This window comes from Streptomyces sp. TLI_146 (genome assembly GCF_002846415.1).
Lineage (GTDB): Bacteria > Actinomycetota > Actinomycetes > Streptomycetales > Streptomycetaceae > Streptomyces.
In genome coordinates, this window is the sequence record NZ_PJMX01000001.1 from 5,656,399 (window position 1) to 5,679,997 (window position 23,599).

Genomic DNA, 23,599 nt, shown 5'->3' on the forward strand with positions numbered 1-23,599 from the left:
GCGGGCCATGGGGGCGCGGGAGCACGGGAGTTGGCGGGTGCACGGTCTGAGCGTGGAGGGCTACCGGCACCGCAGGGACGGCGTCGCCTGCCAGGACGCCTGGCGGTGCGCGACGGACGGGCCCGTCACGGTCCTCGCGGTCGCCGACGGCGCGGGCAGCAGGCCGCGCTCCGGCGAGGGCTCACTGCTCGCGGTCCGTCTGGCCGTCGAGCACTTCGGCCGGCTGCCCGCCGCGCGGACCGACGGGGCGGCCGCGAACCGGCTGCTGCGCCGGAGCTTCCAGCGGGTCGTGGACGACTTCCTCGACCGTACGGGCGAGGCGGCGGCCGACCACGCGACCACGCTCACCGTGGTGGTGCTCGCCCCCGGCTGGCTGGGGCACGCCAGCGTCGGGGACGGCTTCGTGGTGCTGCGGGCCGGGACCGAGGACGGCGAGCGGCAGTTCCATCTGCTGCCGCAGCCCGCCGCCGTGAGCGAGTACAGCAACGAGACGGTGTTCCTCAGCACCCCGGACGCCGCCCGCTGGGTGCGGACCGACTGCGTACGGGACGACGGCGTCGACGGTGTCCTGCTCTCCACCGACGGCCTGGCCCAGGCCGCGCTGTCCTGGTCGGGGGGCGCCCCGCAGGCGCCCAACGAGTCCTTCGCGGCGGCCGTGCTGCGCTCCCTGGACACGGAGGCGGTGGAGTCCGGCGACGAGGACGACCGGCTGGCCGCGCTGCTGAGGTCCGACCGGCTGACCGCGCTCAACGGGGACGACAAGACGCTTTTGCGGGCGGTACGTACGGGAGGGGGCGCATGAGCGCGCCGAGCGGGCGGACCGTGCTCCTGGGCGGGGTGCCGGTGGTGCTCGCCGCCGAGCCGCTCAAGGGCGGCGGCCAGGCGGCCGTCTACCCCGTCGAGGGCGACGACCGGGTCGTCGTCAAGCTCTACCGGGACCCGCCCGGCCCCGAGCAGGAGCGCCGGCTGACCCGGATGCTCACGATGTCCCCGCTCGGCGGGCGCCCCACCGACCGCTCCCAGCGGCCCGAACTCGCCTGGCCGACCGCGCCCGCGCGGGCGCCGGGGGGCGCGTTCCTGGGGTACGCGATGCAGCGGTTCGGGGAGCCCGAACACGTCCAGCTGGTGGGCCTGTTCACCCGCGCCCAGCGCATCCGGCTCTTCCACCAGCGGGCCGACTGGCGGTTCCTGCTGGGCGTCGCCTGGAACCTCGCGTTCATGACGGCCCGGATGCACCACGAGGGCCTGGTCATCGGGGACTTCTCCAGCAGCAACGTGGTGGTCGACGCGAACGGCTTCATCACGTTCCTGGACTGCGACTCCATCGCCTTCACCGACGCGGTCACGGGGGAGCTGTTCCCCTGTCTGATGCACACGACGGACTACTCGGCGCCGGAGCGGCTGGCGGGGGGACCGGCGACCCGCGCGAGCGACGACTTCGCGCTGGCGGTGCTGGTCTACCAGCTGCTGACGGCCGGGAACCACCCCTTCGGCGGCGTCCCGCACGACAGCGCGCCGGAGTCGACGGTCCAGGACAACATCGCGGCGAGCATCTCGTACGTGGTGCGGCCGGAGCGGGTCGTGGTGCCGCGCGGGACCGTGGACCCGTCCGTGCTCCCGCCCGAGCTGCTCGGCCTGTCCCGGGCGGCGTTCGGCCCCGGCGTCCTGGACCCCGCGGCCCGCCCGTCGGCGGAGGACTGGCTGCGGGCGCTGGACCGGGAGCGCGCGCTGGTACGGGTGTGCCCGGACCGCCCGATGCACACGTACGGCTCGCACTTGTCCGGGTGTCCGTGGTGCGGCCGGGCGTCGGTGACGGGCCACGACGTCTTCAACCTGGGCCCGGCCCCGGCGCCCCCGCAGCCCGCCCGGACGGGGACGGCGTTGCTGATCGGGTTGGCGCTGCTGGTGCTCCTGATCGTGATCCTGTCGCTCTGACACCAGGCGCGCCCCGGTGGCGGGCTGAGCGCGCAGTTCCCCGCGCCCCTTAATGGGTGCGTTGTCGTCTGCGGACCGTGCTGGGTTGCTCGCGCAGTTCCCCGCGCCCCTAGGGGGTATGGGCGAGTGCGATGGCGAAGCCGAGCCTTATAGGGGCGCGGGGAACTGCGCGACCAGTTGGGGACGGCCTGTAGACGAACTCCGGGCTATTAAGGGGCGCGGGGAACTGCGCGACCAGCCACAGACAACCCGCAGACGAACTCCGGGCACAAGGGATGGCTCCCGGTCCGCGGACCTCCGCGGCGCGCGGACCGGGGCCGATCAGGGGGCCAGCGCCAGCGCGTGCGCGTCCATCCGCTCCGCCGCCAGGATCGCCGCCGCAGTGTCCGCGCGCGACGCGGCGACCACCAGGGCGCGGCCCGCCAGCGCGTGCGCGCGGCCGTGCAGCGAGGCCGGGGCGTCGCCGCGCAGCCCCGCGTGGCGCACCGGCGGCATCCCGCCCCGCAGCCGCGCGATCTGCCGCGCTATCGCGTCCCCGGCCGAGACGAGACCCAGCTCGTCGGTCACCGCGAGCAGCGCCGCCAGATGCCCGGCGAGCTGGATGTCCAGCTCCTCCTCACGGGAGCGGTGCGGAACGCGCATGTCGGAGGCCATCGTGCTGTGCACCGACTTCGTCCGGATCGGTTCGTACATGGGATGGCCTCCTTCAACGTCCAGCGTCGCAGGAGACCATCCTATCTTAGATTCTGTCTAAAGTTGAGTTGATGCCAGCAGCGCGCGCTACATCTGGCTGTAGCCGTCCAGGAAGCTGCCGATCCGTGTCACGGCCCCCGCCAGGTCCTGCGCCGAGGGAAGCGTCACGATGCGGAAGTGGTCGGGCTCGGGCCAGTTGAAGCCGGTGCCGTGCACGACCATGATCTTCTCGGCCCGCAGCAGGTCGAGGACCATCTGGCGGTCGTCCTTGACCTTGTAGACCGCCGGGTCAAGACGCGGGAAGAGATACAGCGCGCCCTTCGGCTTCACGCAGGTGACGCCCGGGATCTGGGTGAGCAGGTCGTACGCCGTGTCGCGCTGCTCCAGGAGGCGCCCGCCCGGCAGCACCAGGTCCTCGATGGACTGGCGCCCGCCGAGCGCGGTGGCCACGGCGTACTGCGACGGCATGTTCGCGCACAGCCGCATGTTGGCGAGGATGGTGAGGCCCTCGATGTACGAGGAGGCGTGCGCCTTCGGGCCGCAGACCGCGAGCCAGCCGGAGCGGTACCCGGCGACGCGGTAGTTCTTGGACAGGCCGTTGAAGGTCAGGACCATCAGGTCCGGGGCGACGACGGCCGTCGGCGTGTGGGTGGCGCCGTCGTACAGGATCCGGTCGTAGATCTCGTCCGAGCAGACGATCAGGTTGTGGCGGCGGGCGATCTCGGTCAGCGACCGGAGCATCTCCTCGTCGTACACCGCGCCCGTCGGGTTGTTCGGGTTGATGATCACGATCGCCTTGGTGCGGTCGGTGATCTTGCGCTCGATGTCGGCGAGGTCCGGCATCCAGTCGGACTGCTCGTCGCAGCGGTAGTGCACGGCGGTGCCGCCGGCGAGCGAGACGGAGGCGGTCCACAGGGGGTAGTCCGGGGCCGGGACCAGCACCTCGTCGCCGTCGTCGAGCAGCGCCTGCATCGACATCTGGATCAGCTCGGACACGCCGTTGCCGAGGTAGATGTCCTCGACGTCGAGGTCGATGCCCTTGGTCTGGTAGTGCTGCATGACCGCGCGGCGCGCGGAGAGCAGGCCCTTGGCGTCGCCGTACCCGTGCGCCCCGGAGAGGTTGCGGAGCATGTCCTCCAGGATCTCCGGCGGGCACTCGAAGCCGAACGCGGCGGGGTTGCCGGTGTTGAGCTTGAGGATGCGGTGACCTGCCGCCTCCAGCCGCATGGCTTCTTCGAGAACCGGGCCGCGGATCTCGTAACAGACATTGGCGAGCTTGGTCGACTGGATCACCTGCATGACGGTCACCTTACGGGGGCGTTTCGGGGGACGCGCGGTGTTTGCGGCCCCGGGTGCGGTGGCGGGCGGAGCGCCGGCTTCCATCGGAATGCGGGGCGGGGGGCGGGGCCGTGGGATTACCGGGCGGGGGCGGGGTGGGGGCTTGGATTGGGGCGGCGCGTCCGGGCCGGGTGAGATGCGACACGGCGTGGTGCCCGGGGTTCGTCCGCGGCCCGGTGGCGGGCTGGTCGCGCAGTTCCCCGCGCCCCTGAAAATGCCGCTGCGCGGCAATCCCCCGGGCGCCCCGGAGGGGCGCATTTAAGGGGCGCGGGGAACTGCGCGACCAGTTGGGGACGGCCCGCGGACGAACCCCGGGCCATCAGACAATGTCGGCCAAGGCCGACACCCCCGCCCTTCCCGCCCGCCCCCCGCAGGGCTACGTTCCCGCCCCACGGACCCCCGAGGAGGCACCATGACCAACGGCAAGCAGCGAGAGCCCGTCGAGCCGACCCCGTTCGTCGTCCGCAGCAACCGGCCCGCCGCGCAGGGCGTCCCGTCCGACGGGTCGGACTTCCGCAACGCCTCGCAGGGGCTGCTCGCGCCCCCGGACGTATCCGTGATCCCCGCCAAGGACGGCAACGGAGACGCCTGGAGCTTCGGGCGGTTCGACTTCCTGCGGGACGCCGACGAGATCCCGCCGTCCGTCAACGCCCGCGTCTGGCGCCAGGGCCGTATGAACGCCATGGCGGGCCTGTACCTCGTCACCCGCGCCGAAGCCGGCGGCGTCTACCAGATCCGCGGCTACGACCTGGCCAACATGACGGTCGTCGAGGGCCGCACCGGCCTGATCGTCATCGACCCCCTCGGCTCGTACGAGACCGCCCAGTACGCCCTGCGCCTCTACCGCGCCACCACCGACGACCGCCGCCCGGTGAAAGCGATCGTCTACACCGCGAGCTGCGTCGACCACTTCGGCGGCTCGCGCGGCCTCTTCGCCGACCGGGGGGACACCGTCCCCGACGACCTCGACGTGTACGCGCCCGACGGCTTCCTCGACGACGCCGTGCGCCGCCACGTCGTGGAGGGCCTGGCCACGGCGTGCCTGGTCGACCACACGTACGGCACCCGGCTGGAAGCAGGCCCGTACGGCCTGATCGACAGCGGGCCCGGTCTCACCGTCTCGGCGGGCGAGGCCACTCTCGTCGCGCCGACCCACCAGCTTTCCGGCGAGGTCGAGGCCGACGGCGTCCGCCTCGTCCTCCAGCCCGCCGCGGGCCTCCAGTCACCGGCCGAGATGAACGTCTACCTCCCCGACCGCAAGGTCCTCTACCTCACCGCCCCCGGCCTGCTCGGCGGCCTCGGCGACGTACGCGCCCGCCACCTCGACGAGACGCTGAGGGCCTTCGGCGGGATCGCGGAGATCGTGGCCGGGGCGTACGAGTGGCCCGGCTGGGGCGACAAGTCCGTCTCCGCCCGGCTCGCCGCGCGGCGGGACGCCTGGGTCCGGCGCCAGAGCCAGCCCTCGAACCAGCCGTTCTACGCCCCCGGCTACGTCGGCACCGTCACCCAGGCCGCCCGCCAGACCTGGCTGCGTCTGCTCGGCCACGAGTTCGTCGCCGCCACCGACGCCGTCGCCGCGACCCCGGCCTCCGCCGCCACCGCCCGGCGGTACGTGGTGGCCCTCGGCGGCGCCGAGGCGGTGCTCGCCGCCGCGCGCGAGGAGTACGACGCCGAGGCACCCCGGTACGGGCGTGTCGTCGAGCTCCTCGACCACGTCGTGGCCGCCGCCTGCGACCGGGCGACCGTGTCGGCGCCAGTCCTGGAGGCCGCGACCTCGCTCCAGGCCCTGGCCCTGACCCAGCTCGGCTACCTCGCCGAGTACGGCCCGCTGCGCAACGCCTATCTCACGGCCGCCCGCGACCTGCGCCCGGGCCCGCGGCCGCCCGGCTCCCGCCCGGTCGTCGCCGACCTGGTGCGCTACGCCAACCCCGCCCAGTACTTCGCCGCCGTGGCCGCCCGCCTGGACGGCCCCCGGGCCGCCGAACTGCGCCACCCGGTCGTCCTGTTGTGGCACTTCACCAACACCGGCCAGTCGGGCGTCACCGTGCTGCGCGACGGCGTCCTCGTCTACACCGACACCCGCGGCGACACCATGCCCCCGGGCGTCGACAAACCCCAGGCCACGATCACGCTGACGCGCGACACCCTGGACCAACTCCTCGCCCCGGGCCCGGACTTCGCCGCCAACTTCGACGCGGCGGTACGCGCGGGCCGCGTCCGCATCGACGACCGGACCGCGGCCGACACGGTCTTCGGCTACCTGCGCCCGGCGGTCCCGGCCGTGAACTGAGCCAAGGGGTAGCGCGTCGGCGGGGTGGGCGTTCTGCGGACCGCCCGCCCCGCCAGTACGTCCGTGCGCCGTCCGTCCTCGATGACGAACCTGCCGTCGATCAGGACGTACGGGATGCCGGTGGGCAGGGTGCGGGGGTGCTCGAACGTCGAGCCCGCCGCGACCGTCTCCGGGTCGAAGAGGACGACGTCCGCGCGGTAGCCCTCCCTGATCAGGCCCCGGTCCGGGAGCCGCAGCCGGGCCGCCGGGCGCGAGGTCAGATGCGCGACCATCTCCTCCAGGGGAAGGACGCCCAGGTCGCGGGCGTAGTGGCCCAGGTAGTGGGGGAACGTGCCGTAGGCGCGCGGGTGGGGCTTGGCGCCCTGGAGGATGCCGTCGCTGCCGCCGGTGTGGACGCGGTGGCGCATGATCGCCCGGACGTTCTCCTCGTGGCCCACGTGCTGGAGGATCGTCGAGCCGAGGCCGTCGTCGATCAGGAGGCGGCGGGCGGTCGTCCAGGGCGCCTCGCCGCGCGCCCGCGCCGACTCGGCGACCGTACGGCCCACGAAGGACGCGAGCCCCGCCTCGCCCACCCCCGAGATCTCGATCGTCTCCCAGTCGATCGGCACCCCGTGGCAGCCGTCCGACCCCACCACCTCCATGGCGTGCCGGATCCGCTCGGCCGTCGCCTCGTCCCGCAGCCGGGCGAGAACCGTCTCCGGTCCGCCCTCGCCCGCCCAGCTCGGCAGCATCGCGGCGAGCGTCGTACAGCCCGGGGTGTACGGATAGGTGTCGAGCGTGATGTCCGAACCGGTGGCGAGCGCCCGGTCGAGGAGGGCGAGGAGCTCGGGTGCCCTTCCCTCGTTCACGCCGAAGTTCATCGTGGCGTGGGCCAGGTGCAGCGCGCAGCCGGCCGCGCGGGTGAGCTCGACCATCTCCTCGTAGGCGCGCAGGGCGCCCGCGCCGTACGAGCGGTGGTGGGGGCAGTAGTAGCCGCCGTACCGGGCGACGACCTCGCAGAGCTCGGTGAGCTCGGCGTCCGGGGCGTACATGCCCGGGGTGTAGGTCAGCCCGGACGACATCCCGACCGCGCCCTGCTCCAGGCCCTCGGCCACCAACTGCCGCATACGGTCCAGCTCTTGGCGGGTGGCCTCGCGGTCCTCCCAGCCCATCGCGTACATCCGGACCGTGCCCTGGGGGATCAGATAGGCGGCGTTGACCGCGATGCCCTGCCCGTCGAAGCCGTGGTCGAGGCGGTCGAGGTAGTCGCCGACCGTGCGCCAGTCGAGGTCGAGGTCCGAGCCGTCGCCGTTCCAGCCGGTGATCGCCCTGCGGACCTCGGCGAGGGTGCGGTCGTCGACGGGCGCGTACGAGAGGCCGTCCTGGCCCAGGACTTCCAGGGTGACGCCCTGGGCGGCCTTGGCGCTGTGGTCCGGGTCGCGGAGGAGGGCCAGGTCGGAGTGGGCGTGCATGTCGATGAAGCCGGGGGCGAGGGCCAGGCCGTGGGCGTCGAGCGTGCGGGTGCCGGTGAGGCGCGGGGTGTGCTCGGGGTGGATCGCGGTGATGCGGCCGTCTTTGATGCCGACGTCCGCGCGGTGGCCGGGGGCGCCGGTGCCGTCCATGACGAGGGTGTCGCGGATGACGAGGTCCAGGTTCATGGTTCGGTTTCCGTTCGCGGTGGCTGATGTCGCGGGCGATTCCCCCACCCCGCCCCTTCCCGAAACTCTCCGAGGGCTGTCGTTCGTCTGCCGGCCGTCGCCGATTGCTCGCGCAGTTCCCTGCGCCCCTAGGTGGTCAGGGGCGCGGGGGACTGCGCGAGAACCCACCACGGCCCGCAGTCGAAAACGCTCAGAAGTACGTCCGCACGTAGTCCGTCACCGTTCCGTCCGCCTCCACCAGCGGGATCAGGGGCCACTTGTCGAAGCTGGTGCACGGGTGGGACAGGCCCAGGCCCACCCAGTCGCCGACCTCCAGGTCCACGCCCGGGGCCGTGCGCAGCCAGGCGTGCTGGTCGGAGAGGGCGGTGACCTCGATGCCGGTCGCCGGGCGCTCGACGCCGTCCCGCGCCCCGCGCACCACCTGCGCCTCGGGAAGGTCGAGGTCGTACGCCGCGTCCCGCTTGCCCGCGTTCACGAACGCCTGGTCGGGGCCGGGCCGGGAGACGACCTGGGCCCACAGGCGGAAGGCGGGGTGCAGGGCGCCCTCTTCGGGGATGCGGTTGAAGGGTGTGAGCCGCCGGTACTGGCCGTCGTCGTGCGAGACGTACGCCCCCGAGCGCAGCAACTTCAGTACGGGGAGGGACAGTTCGGGGATCTCGGCGAAGGTGTCGGCCACCGCGTCGAACCAGGCGCTGCCGCCCGCGCTGACCACGATCTCGTCGAGTCCCGTCCCCGAGAAGCGGCCCGCCTTGTCGAACTCCGAGGCCAGCGCGGTCAGCCTGCGCAGCCAGGCCGCGACCCGCTCCGGGGTGGCCCCGGGGACCTCGGCCTCGTAACCCGCCACACCCACCAGACGCAGGGTGCGGGTCGCGGCCACCGCGTCGGCGACCGCCGTGCACTCGGCCTCGGTCCGCGCGCCGGTGCGGGCGCCCTCGCCCGCGCCCAGCTCGACGACGACATCCACCGGGCGGGCCGCGCCGGCCAGCGCCGCGTCCATCAGCTCGACCCCGCGCACCGAGTCCACGTAGCAGATGAGCTGGAACTCGGCGTCCCGCGTCAGCTCGGCGGCGATCCACTTCAGGGCCGCCGCGTCCACCAGCTCGTTGGCGAGGAAGATCCGCCGGATGCCGAACGCACGGGCCACGCGCACCTGGTGGGGCACGGCGAGCGTGATGCCCCAGGCGCCGTGGTCGAGCTGGCGGGCGAACAGCTCGGGGGCCATCGTGGTCTTGCCGTGCGGGGCGAAGGCGAGGCCGTGCCGGGTCGCGTACGTCTCCATCAGCGCGAGGTTGTGCTCCAGGCGCTCGGCGGAGAGGGCGAGGACGGGGGTGGTGAAGCCGTCCGTGAACAGGTTCCGGCGCTGGGCCGCCAGTTCGCCGACGGTCAGCCCGTCGGCGTCCGGGGGAAGCCCCTTGAAGCGGTGGTCGACGCGCTCTTCGGCCAGTCCTGCCAGGAACCCCATGGAAGCCTCCGGTGCCGCGTTGCACTGTGTGCAACGCCCGTTGCGTGTATCGCTTACTGCTGTCTAACATCCGGGCCAACGCCGGGTCAATGGTGCGCCGGGTCGAGGTGCGGGGAGTGTGGGCGCTGGTGGATGCGGACGTGGATGTGGATGTGGATGTCGTCTGTCTCGGGGAGTCCATGGTCGCCTTCCTGCCGTCCCGCCCCGGGCGCCTCGCCGACGTGCCGTCCTTCGAGCGGGGGACCGGCGGCGCCGAGTCCAACGTGGCGTGCGCGCTGGCGGCCGCCGGGCACACCGTGAAGTGGGTCAGCCGGGTGGGGGCGGACGGCTTCGGGGACCACCTGGTCGAGGCGGTGGGCGCCTACGGGGTGGACACGTCCGGGGTGCGGCGCGACCCCGGCCGCCCCACCGGCGTGTACTTCCGCACCGCCGACGACCGGGCCGCCGGGACGCACGAGGTCGCGTACTACCGGGCCGGGTCGGCCGCCTCCGCCATGTCGGTGGCGAACGTGCCGTTCGGTGAGGTGTGGGCGGGGCGGGTGCTGCATCTTTCCGGGATCACGGCGGCGCTGTCCGCAGACTGCCTCAACCTGACCCGCGAACTGACCGCCCGCCGCCCCGGCCGCCCCCTGCTCTCCTTCGACGTCAACCACCGCGCCGGCCTGTGGCACGGGGCGACGGGCCCGCGTGTACTGCTCGAACTCGCCCGGGGGGCGGACGTGGTGTTCGTGGGGGAGGACGAGGCGGAGGAGGCATGGGGGGTGCGGGGGGCTTTGGCGATCCGTGAGGCGTTGCCGGAGGTGGGGGTGCTGGTGGTGAAGCGGGGCGCCGCGGGGGTGACCGTGTTCGAAGCCCCCACCCCGCCCCTTCCCGAAAGCCTCCGGCGGTCGCCAGTCGACTGCGGGCCGTCTGTGGCTGGTCGCGCAGTTCCCCGCGCCCCCAGGTGCCCAGGGGCGCGGGGAACTGCGCGAGCAACCCACCACGGTCCGCAGCCGAACGGCACCGCGGTCCCCGCACCCCGCGTGGACGTCGTCGCCACCGTCGGTGCCGGGGACGCCTTCGCCGCCGGGTTCCTGCACGGCACCCTGCGCGGGCTCCCCGTACGGGAACGGGCCCGGCACGGGCACCTGTTCGCCGCCGCCGCGCTCACCGTCCCCGCCGACCACGCGGCCCCGCCGCCCCGCGCGCACGCCGACCGGCTTGCCGCCCTGGACGACGACGCCTGGGGGAGACTTCGTCTCGGCCCCGGGTGGACGGGGGAGGAGCAGGAGGTACGTACGTCATGAGCCAGACCGTCGACCGGGCGCTGAGCATCCTGCCGCTGCTGGCGCAGGGCCCCGCCGACCTCGGGCAGGTCGCCGAGCGGCTCGGGGTGCACAAGTCGACCGCGCTGCGGCTGCTGCGCACCCTGCACGAGCACGGGCTCGTCTACCGCCAGGAGGACCAGCGCTACCGCCTCGGCGCCCGCCTCTTCGCGCTCGCCCAGGAGGCCGTCGAGAACCTCGACGTACGGGAGATCGCGCACCCGCACCTCGTCGCGCTCAACGAGCGGATCGGACACACCGTCCACCTCGCCGTGTACGAGGACGGCGAGGTGCTGTACATCGACAAGGTGGAGAGCCGCTACCCGGTGCGGATGTACTCGCGCGTCGGCAAGCCCGTCGCCATCACCGTCGCCGCCGTCGCCAAGCTGCTCCTCGCCGACCTGCCCGACGCCGAGCGCCGCGCGGTCGCCGACAAGCTCGACTACCCGATGTACACGTCCCGTTCGACACCGAACGCCGCCGCGTTCCTGAAGGAGCTCGCGGCCGTACGCGAACAGGGCTGGGCCACCGACCTCGGCGGCCACGAGGAGTCCATCAACTGCGTGGGCGCGCCGGTGCGCGGCACCGACGGCCGCGTCGTCGCCGCCATGTCCGTCTCCGCCCCCAACGTCGTCGTCACCGCCGAGGAACTCCTCGGCCTCCTCCCGCAGGTGCGCCGCACCGCGGACGCCATCAGCCGGGAGTACTCCGGCACCATCCCCGAACAGGAAGGCAGTTCATGACCGAGAAGAACGAGAAGGTCGCTCTCACCCCCGCCACGCACACCGCCCCGCCCGCCAGGTTCTCGCACGGCGTGCGCAAGGGGAACATCCTCCAGGTCGCCGGACAGGTCGGGTTCCTGCCCGCCGAGGAGGGCAAGCCGCCGACGACCGCCGGGCCGACCCTGCGCGCGCAGACCCTCCAGACCTTCGCCAACGTCAAGGCGATCCTGGAGGAGGGCGGCGCCACCTGGGACGACGTGATGATGATGCGCGTCTACCTCACCGACGTCGACCACTTCGCCGAGATGAACGAGATCTACAACGCGTACTTCGAGGAGCAGGGCCTGAAGGCGCCCGCCTCGGCGCGTACGACGGTGTACGTGGGCCTGCCGAAGGGCCTGCTCATCGAGATCGACGCGCTGGCCGTTCTGGACGCCTGATCTTGCCCTTAGTACGACCGCTCCACAGGCCGCACGGAGCGGCGCCCCGGACCGCCGGGGCGCCGCCCCGCGGTCCCCCACGCCCTGGAACAGCCCTGCCAGCCCTGGGAGTTTCCGTATGTCGTACCCGCTCGCCGCCACCGCGCCCCCGCCGCCTCCGCCGCACACCGGCGGGATCCTCCCCCTCATCGGCGGTACGACCGGTCTGCTGACCGTCGCCGCCCTGGGCATCGCCCTCCTCCTCCACCTGATCATCAAGGTCAGGCTCCAGCCGTTCGTGGCGCTGCTCGCCGTCTCCATAGCCGTCGGCCTCGGGGCCGGTCTCTCCGTGACGGAGCTCTTCGGCACGGTCCAGAAGTCCGCCGCCGTCTCGACGGTCGAGTCCGGCATGGGCGGCATCCTCGGGCATGTGGCGATCATCATCGGGCTCGGGACGATGCTGGGCGCGATCCTCGAAGTCAGCGGCGGCGCCGAGGTGTTGAGCGCGCGGCTGCTCGCGTTGTTCGGGGAACGCCGCGCCCCGCTCGCCATGGGCCTGACCGGTCTGGTCTTCGGCATCCCGGTCTTCTTCGACGTCGGCATCTTCGTCCTGGCGCCGATCGTGTACGCGGCCGCCAAGCGGTCCGGCAAGTCGATCCTGCTCTACGCCATGCCGCTGCTCGCGGGCCTGTCCATGACGCACGCCTTCCTGCCGCCGCACCCCGGCCCGGTGGCGGCCGCCGGGCTGTTCCACGTCTCGCTCGGCTGGGTGATCCTGATGGGCGCGGTGGTCGGCCTCCCGTCGGTGGCGGCGGCGTGGGCGTACGCCGCGTGGATCGGAGAGCGGATCTTCGTGGAGGTGCCGCAGGACATGGTGGAGGCGGCCCAGGAGGCGCGGGCAGGGGTGGCGGCGGAGCAGCGGGAGCGGCCGGTCTCGCTGGCCACGGTGCTGGCGGTCATCGGCACGCCGCTGCTCCTGATCCTGGCGGCCACGTTCTCCTCGATCGCCCTGGACCCTTCTCGCGGCCGCTCGGTCATCGAGTTCTTCGGCAACCCGTTCGTGGCGCTGACGATCGCGCTGGTGCTCGCGTACTACCTGCTGGGCATACGGCGCGGGTGGTCCCGCGAGTCCCTGGAGACGGTGTCGACGGCGTCGCTCAAGCCGGTCGGCAACATTCTGCTGGTGGTGGGTGCGGGCGGGGTCTTCGGCGCGGTCCTGAAGGCGTCCGGGATCGCGGACGCGCTGGCGAGGACCTTCCACGACGTCGGCCTCCCCGTGATCGTGCTGGCCTGGCTGATCTCGGTGGCGCTGCGGGTGGCCCAGGGCTCGGCGACGGTCGCGATCGTCACGACGGCGGGGATCGTGGTGCCGCTGGTCGAGGGCGGCTCCTACTCCCAGGCGCACCTGGCCCTGATCATCATGGCGATCTCGGCGGGTTCGATCTTCGCGTCGCACGTCAATGACGGGGGGTTCTGGATGGTGTCGAAGTACTTCGGGATTTCGGAGCGGGATACGTTGCGGTCGTGGACGGTGCTGGAGTCGGTGCTGTCGGTGGCGGGGTTCGGGGTGGCGTCGCTGCTGTCCCTGCTGATCTAGCCCCCACCCCGCCCCTTCCCTAAACCCTCCGGGGGTGGAGGGGGCGGGGTGGGTTTCCCGGGGGCAGAGCCCCCGGACCCCGAGGCGGGGGCTCCGCCCCCCCTGCGCCCCGGAGCCTGTTCGTCTGCGGACCGTAGATGGCTGGTCGCGCAGTTCCCCGCGCCCCTAAATGCGCCCCTGCGGGGCGCACCTTTAGGGGCCGTGGGGCTGTGACATGTGCGGCGGCGCGAGCAACCAGGGCATGCCGCGGAGCGGCATTTTCAGGGGCGCGGGGAACTGCGCGAGCAACTCAGCACGGTCCGCAGACGAACGAAGCGGGGTGCAGGGGCCGCAGGCCCCGCGAGGCGGGAGAGCCACCTCAACCCCCCACCCACCCCCGGAGGGTTCAGGGAAGGGGTGGGGTGGGGGCTATGAACCCGTCCATCAACCCGTGCAGTACTGCGACTCCTTCCCGATCGACCGGTACATGCAGTCCGCGTTCTCCAGCAACTGCAACACCGCATCCCGGTTCCGCGACGTCTCCCGCTCGATGACCTCGTCCGGCGGGTAGAACCCGCCCCCCGCCCCGGACTCCCCGGGATACATCTCGAACGTGTAGTCGAAGATCTTCTGCGTCCCCCACAGGAAGTCGTCGATCGTGCCATCGGTGATGTACAGGTCGCTGGACTGCTCCGGCGTGTACCCGTTGGACGCCGCCATCTTCCCGCCCACGGCGGCGAACGCGTCGTGGTCGTCCTTCGTCAGCCCCGTTGCCGTGTCGTTGTACGTGTAGCCGAACGGCCACAGCACCAGCTCGCTGTACGTGTGGAAGTCGATCCCCGCCTTGATCTGCTGCTTGCCGCCCACCACCCGGCTGCGGGCGAAGTCGGAGACGACCTTCACCTCGGGCGCGGACTCGGGCGCCGTGCCGCGGTACGTCTCGGAGCTCCTGCTGGAGGAGGAGCCGCCGCAGCAGCCCCACTTGTAGTTCCAGTTGCGGTTCAGGTCCGTACCGACGTACGAGGAACCGGAGTTGGGCTGGCGGTTCTTGCGCCACGAGCGGTAGGAGCCGGTCGCGATGTCGTACTCGCCGCCGTCCGGGTTGAGGTCCGGCACGATCCAGATCTCGCGGTTGTTCACCATGTTGGTGATCCGCGCGTCCTTGCCGTAGCCCGCCCCGAACTCGCGCAGCAGGTACAGCGCCATCTCCACCGTCAGGTGCTCGCGCGCGTGCTGGTGGAAGGTGAAGAGCACCTCCGGCTCGTTCTCGTCCGTCGCCACGTTGTCGCTCACCTTGATCGCGACGATGTCCCGGCCCTGGTACGACTTGCCGATCACGCGCTTGCTCATGATCGAGGGGTAGGCCGCGAGCCGCTGGTCGATCTCCGTCGTCATCTCGGCGTAGTTGTGGTAGTTCGAGTCCGCCGGCGGGAAGTCGAAGGGCTGGGCCGCCGCGCCGTTCGTACGGGCCGGAGGGCCGGGCAGTGCCTTGAGCGCGTAGCCCAGCGTGCGCAGGTTCTTCGCCTGCGCCGCGTCCGCGCTGACCACGACGGTGTGCTCGCGCACCTCGTCGATGGCCACCCCGGTGGCGGCGATGGCGGTGCGCGCGGCGGGTGTGGCCGGGCCGTGGATCTCGTACTGGGTGGTGGCCTCGTCGGCGGCCACGTCCGCGCGTTCGCGGGGCGAGGGCGCGGGGGACGCGGTGGCGTGGGAGGTCAGGGGTGCGGCCAGGGCCATCGCGAGGAGGGCCGCGAGGCCCGCCGAACGTCTGGCGGCACGCGGGCGCGTACGGAGTCGCATGAATTCTCCTGGGGATGTGGAGGAGGTGGGGGTGTTCATGTCGACGTTGCTGGGGGGTTCGTTCTCGGCTCGCCTCCCGAGCTTCTGCTCGTGGCATGTCTGCGTCAAGGTGGCTTGCGCCTCGGTCGGGCCGGTGTAGGTGATATTTCGTCAAGAGCCTTTTGGGTGCGGCCACTTCGACCCGGAAGCGACCTGCTGCCGACCCGAGTCCGACCGGGCCCCGGCGGACAATGGGAACCCGAGGGCCGGAGCGGGGTTGTGATGCCTGCGCGTGCGGTGCGATTCTTTGCGCCATGCCGCACACTCAACTGCCCGACCACGGGGCGGTCCTCGCGGAGGTGAGGGAAGTGCGGCGGGCCGGGGTCGTCCGACTGCGGGAGCTGCGGGTACCGGGGCTCGCCGCGGTGGCGGACGGCCTGGAGGCGGGGGCCCCAGGGGCACCGCACTTCCCCGCCGTCGAGCGGCTGCTGCGGCTCGCGGTCTCCCGCATCGGCGGCGGCACGCTCCAGGAGGCCGCCGAGTACAGCCTCGGGCTCGCCCAGGGCACCCGCGACTGGCCGGCCGCCGACCGCCGCAAGCGCGCCGCGCAGGTGTACGGCATCAGCGTCGAGCGCTTCCGCAAACATCATGAGCTGATGGTGCTCGGCGAGGTCGCCGAACAGATCATCCGCATGGCACCGGTGGGCCGTACGGTCGTACGAGATGCCCCCGTGGTGCTCTTCCCCGGCACCCGCCGCGCCGCGCCCCGCCTCGCCCCCGCGCACCGGCGGCTGCGGGTCAGGGCCGCGCGGATCACCGTGCACGTCCACCCCGCCGACCTGCTCCGCGACGTCGACGTGGTGGTCTCGCCCGCCAACACGTACTTCGCGCTGCCCGAGGCCTACAAGTCCTCCGTCGCCGCCTCGCTGCGCCGCGCGGGCGCCCTGCGCGATCCGGCGGGCGGGCTCGTCGAGGACCGGATACACGACGAGTTACGGGCCTGGGTCGCCCGGCACGGCAGACCCGGCGGCGCCGTCGCCCCCGGCACGGTCGCCGTCACCGGCGCGGGGGCCCTGGAGCGGCAGGGCGTGCGGCGGCTCTACCACGCGGCCGTCGCCGTGCCCCGGGCCGGGACCAACGACTACGACGTGCTGCCCGCCGATGTCACCCGCGCCGTGGCCCGCGCCTTCGCGCTGCTCGGCGAGGAGGCCGGGCGCCACCGGCCGCCGCTCACCTCCCTGTGCCTGCCGCTGCTCGGCGCCGGGCGCGGCGGACTCGCCCCGGCCGACAGCCTCGCCGCCATGTGGGCCGCCGTCGAGGCGGAGCTCGCCCGGGGCGCCCGCTGGGACCTCCACTTCGTGGTGCGGCGCGCCGAACGCGCCGATCTGATCGAGCAGTTGCTGGGGGCGGAGATCGCGTGAATCCCTATGCCGTACTGGCGGCGGCCGCCGCCGAGTGGGACACCGTGGGGCCCCGGCTCGACGCGGGCGTACGGGAAGAGCTGACCGTGCTGCTCGCGCGCGTGCGGGCCGCCGCCCGGTTCGAGGCCGACCCGGCCGGGATCGCCGAACGTGCCGTGGAGCTGCTGCGCACCCGGCTGCCGGACCGGTTCGGGCCCGGCCGGTTCGCCCCCACCGCCTTCCTGGCGGACACGGGTGCACCGGACGCCGGCTATCTCGGCTTTCACGCCGAGGACCTCGCCGTCCTGCTGCTCGACGGGCACCGGATGGTCGGGCCGGTGCTCGGCGCCGTACGGGAGCGGCTGCTCGCCGCCCCGGCGGTGGACGGCGACACCGTGCTGCGCGCGGGCGGCGACCCGTACGCACCCGGGCTCGTGCGGCTGCGCGGCGAGGGCGGGGTGCTGCGGCTGCCCGCCTTCCAGTTCTCCGAGGGCACCCTGCCCCGGCTCGCCGTCCTGGAGGTCAACGAGGTGCTGCGGGCCGACACCGACCCCTGGGGCGCCGCCGACTGGTGGCTGTCCGAGAACGCCTGGCTGGGCACCGCCCCCGTACGGCTGCTCGGCACCCCGGACGACCGGCGGCTCGCCGCGACCGCCCGCCACCTCGTCGAGGGGGAGTAGCCCGTGCCCAACTACCAGCCGCCCGCAGCGATGGCCCAGACCCCCGCCAAGGTGACCCTGACGGCCGGGACCGTGCTCTACCGGGTGCACGCCTCGCGCCGGGCCGGGCACTGCTTCAACCCCGTTCCGGCGCACTGCCTCTACGGGGGAGGCCGGTTCGACTCGACGGGCTGCGACACGTACGGCTATCTGTACGCCGGGCTCAGCCCCGAGTCGGCGGTGAGCGAGACGCTGCTGCACTCGCTGCCGTTCGACCCGGCCGGGGGCGCCCGGCTGGTGCCCAGGGTGGCGGTGGCGGGGCGGCGGCTGACCGTGCTGCGGCTGACCACCGGGCTCGACGTGGTCTCCCTGGTGACCGGGCACGAGCTCGCCGCCGTCCACCAGGACAGCTGGCTGGTCCAGGCCGAGTCGCGGGACTATCCGTACACCCGCGACTGGGCGCACTGGATCCGCCGCCACACCGACCCGTGGGCCCAGGGCTTCCTGTGGGCCTCCAAGCGCGAGCCGGGCGACCGGGCGGTGGTGCTCTTCGGCGACCGCTGCCCGCCGGACGCGCTCGCCGCCACCGCCGACGACCCCGTCGAGTTCGCCACCCCGGCGGGCGAGGAGTGGCTGAACTCCGTCCTGCTGCCGTACCACGCGCGCCTCGCGCCCTGATGAGATCCGGACTCCGCGTGCCCGAGAACGACGAGCTGAACGACATCCTGGACGAACTGTGGGGCGAGCGCGCCGCGTTCATCGAGTCGGACGGTACGGACGAGGAGCGGCTCGCCCTGCTCGACCCGTCCGTACGCCACCACGAGGACGCCCTAGACGCGCTCGCGGACGACGCCCCCGAGGCCGCCGAACTGCACGAGGGGCTCGGGTTCCTCTGCCAGCAGCGGGCGCTGCTCACCGACGAGGGCGAGGACCTGCTGCTCTCCGCCCGGCACTACGCGGCCGTGCTCGCCGCCGCCCACCCCGACAGCGACCTCCCGCTGGTGCGCTACAGCCGGGCCGTCTCGCTGATGGTGCACGGCCGCGCCACCGGGAACCGGGCCGAACTGGAGGAGGCCCGCGCCGAGTTCGACACGGCGGCCGTCGAGGCGCGGCGGGCGGGCGGCGAGCGGCCGGACTGGGTGGAGGACGCCCAGTACAAGCTGGTGTTGTGCCGGGCGCTGATCTGGACGATGTGGCAGGACGAGGCGCAGGCGGCCGCCGCCGAGGCCGAGCTGGGGACCCTCCTCGCCGCCGACCCGGGGGTGGAGGAGCGGCTGCTGCCGCAGTACCTCGACTTCTTCGGGCGGGTGCTGTACGAGCGGGGCGTCGTCCGCCAGGACGCGGCGGCCAAGGACCGTGGCGTACGGCTGCTGCGGCGCGGGCTGCTGGAGTGGGAGCCGGAGCGGGACGGGCGGCTCGCGGCCACCGCGACCCTGCTCTGCGTGGCCCAGCAGGCCCGCTACCGCGACGACCCCGACCCCGGGCGGCTGCGCGACGTGGTGCTCGCCGCCCGCGCGGTGATCGGCGAGGAGGGCACGGAGAAGGAGCTGCGGGACATGGCCGTCCTGATGCTCGGCTGGGCCCGCCAGATGCTCGCCGAGCACGGGCTCGAAGACGACAGCGACGGGCCGGACGTCTCCTTCGAGGAGGTGCAGCGCGTCTACCGGTCGATGATGGACGGCGTCCAGGACGGCACCTACCAGCTGGACTACGGCGACGAGGGCTACTTCGCGCTGATCAACGACGCCGCCTCGCCGGACCGCGCCAAGCACGGCTTCGACCACGTCTTCGCCAAGTGGAGCGAGCTGGAGCCGGGCAGCGTCGAGCACACCCGGGGCGCGGCCGCCCTCCTCGCGCACCTGCCGATGTTCGACCCGCACGGCGACCAGGTCACCAAGGAGCAGCGGGACGCGCTGACCCGGGCCGTGCTGCGGCCGGGCCCCGACGACGACCCCGACTGGCGGCGCCGGGCCCACGCGGTGGCGGGCGGCGCGCTGCTCACCGAGGAGCTGGCGGCCGGGGCCGGAGCCCGCCTGGACGAGGTCCTCGCCCACTTCGACAGCGCCGAGGAGGGCCCCGGCATCGGCGCCGACCTGGGCCTGGTGCGGATGATGGCGACCGTGCACCGGGGCCAGATGAGCGGCACCGCCGACGACATGGCGGCGGGCGCGCAGGCGTGGCGGCAGCTGCGCGAGAACCCCGAACTGTCGCCGTACGCACGGCGGTTGATGGACGCCCAGCAGTCCGGCTACGACGCGGCGCAGGCGGCCCGCAGCGGCGATCTGGACGCCACGGACGGGCACATCGCGGCCCTCCACGCGGCCATCGGCACACTCGCCGAGGACGACACCTCCCGCATCGAGCTGTGGACGTTGCTGGAGAACGCCCGCTCGGCCCGCGACGAACTCGCCGAGCGGCTCGGCGCCCCGCCCGCGCCCCCGCTCGCCGGCCGGCCCACCGCCGCCGAACTGCGTCGCGGCGCCGCCCGGTTGAGCCGCGACCACCGGGCGTGGGTGCTCGGCGACGGCGGCATCGCGCGGGCGCGCCGGGCCGGGCTCACCGGGGACGTGGAGCGGATCCGGGAGGCGCTCGCGCTGATCGAGGAGGGGCTCGCACTCAGCGACGAGGGCAGCGACAGCTGGCTGCGCTACTCGCACACGGCGGGCAGCGTGTACTGCGGGCTCGCTTCGGGGGAGCGGCTGCCGTACCGCCGCACCGAGCTCCTCGCCAAGGGCATCGGCCTGCTGGAGGCGGCGACCCGCCAGGCCGCCGGGCCCGGACACCGGCTCTGGGCGCAGGCGGCGCTCGCGCTCGGCCGGGCGTACCGCACGCGCGGCCGGACCGGGGACCGCGCGGCGGGCCGCCGCTACGGCCTGGACGCGCTGCGCGGCCACGCCTGGGCGGCCCTGCTCCAGTCCGGCACGGCCGACGCCGCCGAGGCCGCGCGTACGGCCACGGCCATGTCCCTGGAAGTGGCGGCGTGGTGCCTGGCGGACGGGGTGCCCGAGGAGGCCGTGCAGGCCCTCGACTCCTGCCGGGGCCTGGTCCTGCACGCCGCGACCACCGCGTCCTCGGTGCCCGAGCTCCTGGAGGAGGGCGGCCACGACGCGCTGGCCCGCGAGTGGCGCGCCACGGGCGCGAGCGCCGACCTGGTGCCGAGCGCCCTGCGCCGCCGGGCGCTCTCGGCACTGACGGCGGACGGCTCCACGGCGGACGGCTCCACGGGGGAGGGCTCCACGGGGGACGGCTCCACGGCAGACGGCGAGGGCCGGGGCGGGCCCGGCACCGGGGGCGCGGGGGCCGCCCGTCTCCTCGACACGCCCGCGCCCGGCGAGATCGGCGACGCTCTGAAGGCGCTCGGCAAGGACGCCCTGGTCTATCTGGTGCCCAAGTCGGAGGACGGCGGGGGAGTCGCCGTCCTGGTCACCTCGCGCGGCGACGTGCACCACGTGCCGCTGCCCCGGCTCACCGAGGACGCCGGGCCGCTGCGGGAGTACGAGCCGCTGGCCCGGGCCGCCGGGCGCGACCTCGGGCCGGTGCCGGGCTGGGGCGCGGCCGCACCCGCGCGGCCCCTGCGCGACCAGCTCGACCGGCTCTGCTCCTGGGCCTGGTACGCCGCCGTGCGCCCGCTCTTCGACCTCTTCGTGGTGCCCGACAAACCCGGCCGCGTGCCCCGGCTCGTCCTCGTCCCGATGGGGGCGCTCGGCCTGGTGCCCTGGCACGCGGCGTGGGCGCCCGACGGCGACGGGGCGCGGCGGCACGCCATCGAGGAGGCGGAGATCTCCTACGCCGCCTCGGCCCGGCTGCTCTGCGAGGTCGCCGCCCGCCCCCGCACCCCGCACACCGGCTCGGCCCTGGTGGTGGGCAACCCCACCGGCGACCTGCGGTACGCGGGCGAGGAGGCCGACGCGGTGTGCCGGGCGTTCTACCCGGGCGCGCGCTTCCTCGGGCTGCGCACCGGTGACGGCACCCCGGACGAGGTCGCGCACTGGCTGCGCGAGGGCGGCGACGGCGGGGCCGTGCTGCACCTGGCGTGCCACGCCGCCGTCGAGGAGAGCCGGAGCAGCAGCGCCTACCTCTCCCTCAAGGGCGGCGAGCTGGCCGCCGAGCGGCTCACCGGCGCCCTGCGCGGCCGGCTCGGCCTCGTGGTGCTCGCCGCCTGCCGCAGCCATGTCTCCGGGCGCGGCCACAACGAGGCCTACAGCCTGGCCGCCGCCTTCCTGGTGGCGGGCGCCCGCTCGGTCGTCGGCTCGCTCTGGCCGGTCCCGGACGACGCCACCTCCGTGCTGATGTTCATGACCCACTACTTCCTGCGCCGCGAGGACGAGCCGCCCGTACGGGCCCTGCGCCGCGCCCAGTTGTGGATGCTGGACCCGGCGCGCGAGCTGCCGCCCGAGCTGCCGCCGGTGCTCGCGGCCCGGGCCACCGCCATCGACCCGGCGGACCTCAGCGCCTGGGCGGGCTTCACCCACCTGGGCCAGTGACCCCCGGCACCACCGTCCGCAGCGCGACCGTCCGCGTCGCCCACTGACCGGGCCCGGCCGCCGGGGCCGCGCCGACGTCCCGGCGCCCGGGTCCGGCCAGCCGCAACACCCCGTCCGGGGCGGCGCCGCCGCGCGCCCCGGGCCCGTACGGATCCCACGCCCCCAGCCGGAACGGCACCGTGTTCAGCTCGCCCTCGGCCACGATCAGCTTGAGCCAGTCGCGCGCGTACGCCCCCGGGCGCGGCGCCCGGGTCGCGGGCAGGCTCAGCTGCACGGGCCGGCCGTCGAGGGCGTACCCGGTGTGGCCCGGGGCGATGAAGTGGCCCGGGAACAGGGACGAGTTGACGGCGTACCGGTCGTTCAGGTCGAGCAGGACGCACCACAGTGGGCGGTCGCCCGCGTTGCGCAGCCGGATGGAGACCCACGGCTCGCGCGGCCCGTCGTAGGCGCGGACGATCTCGCCGTTCCCGTCCGGCGCCAGCGGCTCCTCGGCGCCCCACGGCACGACCTCCACCCGTATGTGCCCGCGCAGCGGCGAGGTGCGCGCCTCCAGGTCGCGGATACCGTGCCAGTGGGCCAGGTGCGTGAGGCAGTCGGCGACCCGGGCGGTGTCCGCCGGGTCGTACAGCGGCAGCGGCGCCACGAACGGCGAGCCGTCGCGCCGCAGCACCCGCACCTGCCCGTCGCCGTGCGCCTCGACCCGCAGCAGCAGCCCGGCGGACTCGGCCTCCGGGCCCGTCACCAGACGTACGAGCGGTGAAGTGAGGTGATCGGCGAGCGACTTGGTGAAACCTTCCGGCCCGTCGACCGTCACGGCGGCCGACGCCAGCGGCGTCGCGCTCAGCGCCACCGGATGCACCCGCTGAGCCTGCGGCGCCCACCCGTCGGGGTCCACCAGCGTGCGGTCCGCCAGGACGGCACGGGCCATCAGCACGCCACCGTCCGGCCCGGTCGCCGTGAACTCGGTGCTCAGGCCGCCGGGCAGCCCGTGGACCCGCCCGCAGTCCACCTCCCAGCCGTCCGCCCCGAACCGCAGCAGGTGCGGGCTCGGCGTACGCGGCGCACCGCCCAGGAACGGGGTGTCCGCGAGGCCGCCCGCGTCGGCCGGGAACAGCACCGGGTGCTGCGCGAACCGGGTGCGCCGCACCCGGGCGTGCGCGGCGGCGAGCAGCTCCCGGTAGGTGGCGTCCGGGCCCGCCGTGCGCAGGGCGTCCAGGAGCGCGTGGGTGAACACCCCGCGCCGGACGGGAGGGCCGCCCGTGCCGGGGTCCTCGGGCTCGTAATCCGCCTCGTACGACAGCTGGTTGAGGCGGCTCGCCGCGAGGAGCACATGGCCTGGCGCGCGCTGCGGGCCGCCGGTGTCCCGGGGTGCGGCGGGCGGGAGCCAGGACGGGTCGGGCGGGGTGAAGCGCGCGGCCGTCCCGCCGCCGTGCTCGCGGGTGCCGCCGCCCGAGAAGCAGCAGTCGAGCACCGCCGCCACATGCGCGCCGCCCGCCGCGAGCCCGTCCAGGAGCGCGCCCAGGCGCTTGTCGGGCAGCGGCCCGTCCACGCACACCAGCGCCTGGCTGCGGCCGGTCGCCTCCACGGCCAGCTCCTCGGCGGTGCCCAGGACGAGTTCGGTGCCGTGCCCGGAGAACCACAGCAGCGCCGTGTCGTCGGGCCCGGCCTGCCCGAGGTGGTCGCGGAGCGCGGACTCCACGGCCGCCGCGGTGGCCTCGCCGTCGAGCAGCGTACGCACCGACAGCCGGTCGCCGACGCGGTGTTCGAGGGCCCGCCGGGCCGCCAGGACGTCGTTCACACAGCCCGAGAGGCGGGCGTGCCGGTCGCCGCGGTAGGCGTCGATGCCGACGAGCAGGGCGTAGATCATTCGCATGGGCGGGAGTCTGGCAGCAGAAGCTGGC

The 23,599-nt window shown here is 74.0% G+C and carries 17 protein-coding genes; 11 read left to right on the forward strand and 6 right to left on the reverse strand.

The genetic code is table 11. The features are described 5' to 3' along the window. Positions 1-37: 37 nt before the first annotated feature. The gene (locus tag BX283_RS25445) at positions 38-802 is read left to right on the forward strand and encodes a PP2C family serine/threonine-protein phosphatase (protein WP_306822820.1); all 765 of its coding nucleotides are present in this window, start codon (positions 38-40) and stop codon (positions 800-802) included. Beyond that, positions 799-1,935 (forward strand): hypothetical protein, encoded by a 1,137-nt coding sequence (locus tag BX283_RS25450; RefSeq protein WP_101389810.1) that lies wholly within the window; start codon positions 799-801, stop codon positions 1,933-1,935. The genes BX283_RS25445 and BX283_RS25450 overlap by 4 nt, the downstream gene beginning before the upstream one ends. A 321-nt stretch (positions 1,936-2,256) precedes the next feature. Here the strand turns inward: BX283_RS25450 and BX283_RS25455 are convergent, their stop codons facing one another. After that, on the reverse strand, positions 2,257-2,628 hold the full coding sequence (locus BX283_RS25455; RefSeq protein ID WP_101389811.1) for a hypothetical protein: 372 nt from the start codon (positions 2,626-2,628) through the stop codon (positions 2,257-2,259). A gap of 87 nt (positions 2,629-2,715) precedes the next feature. After that, the gene (locus tag BX283_RS25460; RefSeq protein WP_101389812.1) at positions 2,716-3,927 is read right to left on the reverse strand and encodes a pyridoxal phosphate-dependent aminotransferase; all 1,212 of its coding nucleotides are present in this window, start codon (positions 3,925-3,927) and stop codon (positions 2,716-2,718) included. A gap of 451 nt (positions 3,928-4,378) precedes the next feature. Here BX283_RS25460 and BX283_RS25465 point away from each other — a divergent pair, with 451 nt between their 5' ends. Next, positions 4,379-6,256, forward strand: coding sequence for an alkyl sulfatase dimerization domain-containing protein (locus tag BX283_RS25465; protein ID WP_101389813.1), 1,878 nt, complete (start codon positions 4,379-4,381; stop codon positions 6,254-6,256). On the opposite strand, the gene BX283_RS25470 is transcribed toward BX283_RS25465, so the two are convergent. Both BX283_RS25470 and BX283_RS25475 read right to left on the reverse strand, forming a co-directional pair. After that, positions 6,223-7,887, reverse strand: a complete 1,665-nt coding sequence (locus tag BX283_RS25470) for an amidohydrolase family protein (protein WP_101392569.1) — start codon at positions 7,885-7,887, stop codon at positions 6,223-6,225. The genes BX283_RS25465 and BX283_RS25470 overlap by 34 nt on opposite strands. A gap of 196 nt (positions 7,888-8,083) precedes the next feature. Then, positions 8,084-9,355 (reverse strand): amino acid deaminase, encoded by a 1,272-nt coding sequence (locus tag BX283_RS25475; protein WP_101389814.1) that lies wholly within the window; start codon positions 9,353-9,355, stop codon positions 8,084-8,086. A 179-nt stretch (positions 9,356-9,534) separates the two neighbouring features. Here BX283_RS25475 and BX283_RS25480 point away from each other — a divergent pair, with 179 nt between their 5' ends. The 4 genes from BX283_RS25480 to BX283_RS25495 all read left to right on the forward strand — a co-directional run bounded on the left by BX283_RS25480 (position 9,535) and on the right by BX283_RS25495 (position 13,397). Further along, a complete protein-coding gene (locus BX283_RS25480) occupies positions 9,535-10,641 on the forward strand; it encodes a PfkB family carbohydrate kinase (protein ID WP_257584372.1) in 1,107 nt (368 codons plus the stop codon). After that, positions 10,638-11,402 (forward strand): IclR family transcriptional regulator, encoded by a 765-nt coding sequence (locus BX283_RS25485; RefSeq protein WP_101389816.1) that lies wholly within the window; start codon positions 10,638-10,640, stop codon positions 11,400-11,402. The genes BX283_RS25480 and BX283_RS25485 overlap by 4 nt, the downstream gene beginning before the upstream one ends. Beyond that, positions 11,399-11,821: a RidA family protein gene (locus BX283_RS25490; protein WP_101389817.1), complete on the forward strand. Its 423-nt coding sequence runs from the start codon at positions 11,399-11,401 to the stop codon at positions 11,819-11,821. Before BX283_RS25485 ends, BX283_RS25490 begins: the two co-directional genes overlap by 4 nt. A 118-nt stretch (positions 11,822-11,939) precedes the next feature. Continuing rightward, complete coding sequence (locus BX283_RS25495; RefSeq protein ID WP_101389818.1) at positions 11,940-13,397, forward strand: GntP family permease; 1,458 nt, start codon at positions 11,940-11,942, stop codon at positions 13,395-13,397. Between the two features lie 423 nt (positions 13,398-13,820). On the opposite strand, the gene BX283_RS25500 is transcribed toward BX283_RS25495, so the two are convergent. Next, positions 13,821-15,176, reverse strand: coding sequence for a M14 family metallopeptidase (locus BX283_RS25500; RefSeq protein WP_101389819.1), 1,356 nt, complete (start codon positions 15,174-15,176; stop codon positions 13,821-13,823). Positions 15,177-15,469: 293 nt separating this feature from the next. On the opposite strand from BX283_RS25500, the gene BX283_RS25505 reads away from it, so the two are divergent. Genes BX283_RS25505 through BX283_RS25520 form a run of 4 tightly spaced genes read left to right on the forward strand, consistent with a single transcriptional unit; the run spans position 15,470 to position 21,698 of the window. After that, the gene (locus tag BX283_RS25505; protein ID WP_101389820.1) at positions 15,470-16,576 is read left to right on the forward strand and encodes a hypothetical protein; all 1,107 of its coding nucleotides are present in this window, start codon (positions 15,470-15,472) and stop codon (positions 16,574-16,576) included. Further along, a complete protein-coding gene (locus BX283_RS25510) occupies positions 16,573-17,235 on the forward strand; it encodes a hypothetical protein (RefSeq protein ID WP_101389821.1) in 663 nt (220 codons plus the stop codon). Before BX283_RS25505 ends, BX283_RS25510 begins: the two co-directional genes overlap by 4 nt. Before the next feature lie 3 nt (positions 17,236-17,238). Continuing rightward, on the forward strand, positions 17,239-17,892 hold the full coding sequence (locus BX283_RS25515) for an RES family NAD+ phosphorylase (RefSeq protein ID WP_101389822.1): 654 nt from the start codon (positions 17,239-17,241) through the stop codon (positions 17,890-17,892). 17 nt (positions 17,893-17,909) lie between these two features. Then, a complete protein-coding gene (locus tag BX283_RS25520; protein ID WP_101389823.1) occupies positions 17,910-21,698 on the forward strand; it encodes a CHAT domain-containing protein in 3,789 nt (1,262 codons plus the stop codon). On the opposite strand, the gene BX283_RS25525 is transcribed toward BX283_RS25520, so the two are convergent. Beyond that, complete coding sequence (locus BX283_RS25525; RefSeq protein WP_101389824.1) at positions 21,679-23,571, reverse strand: caspase family protein; 1,893 nt, start codon at positions 23,569-23,571, stop codon at positions 21,679-21,681. The two genes, BX283_RS25520 and BX283_RS25525, sit on opposite strands and share 20 nt — an antisense overlap. Positions 23,572-23,599: the final 28 nt, after the last annotated feature.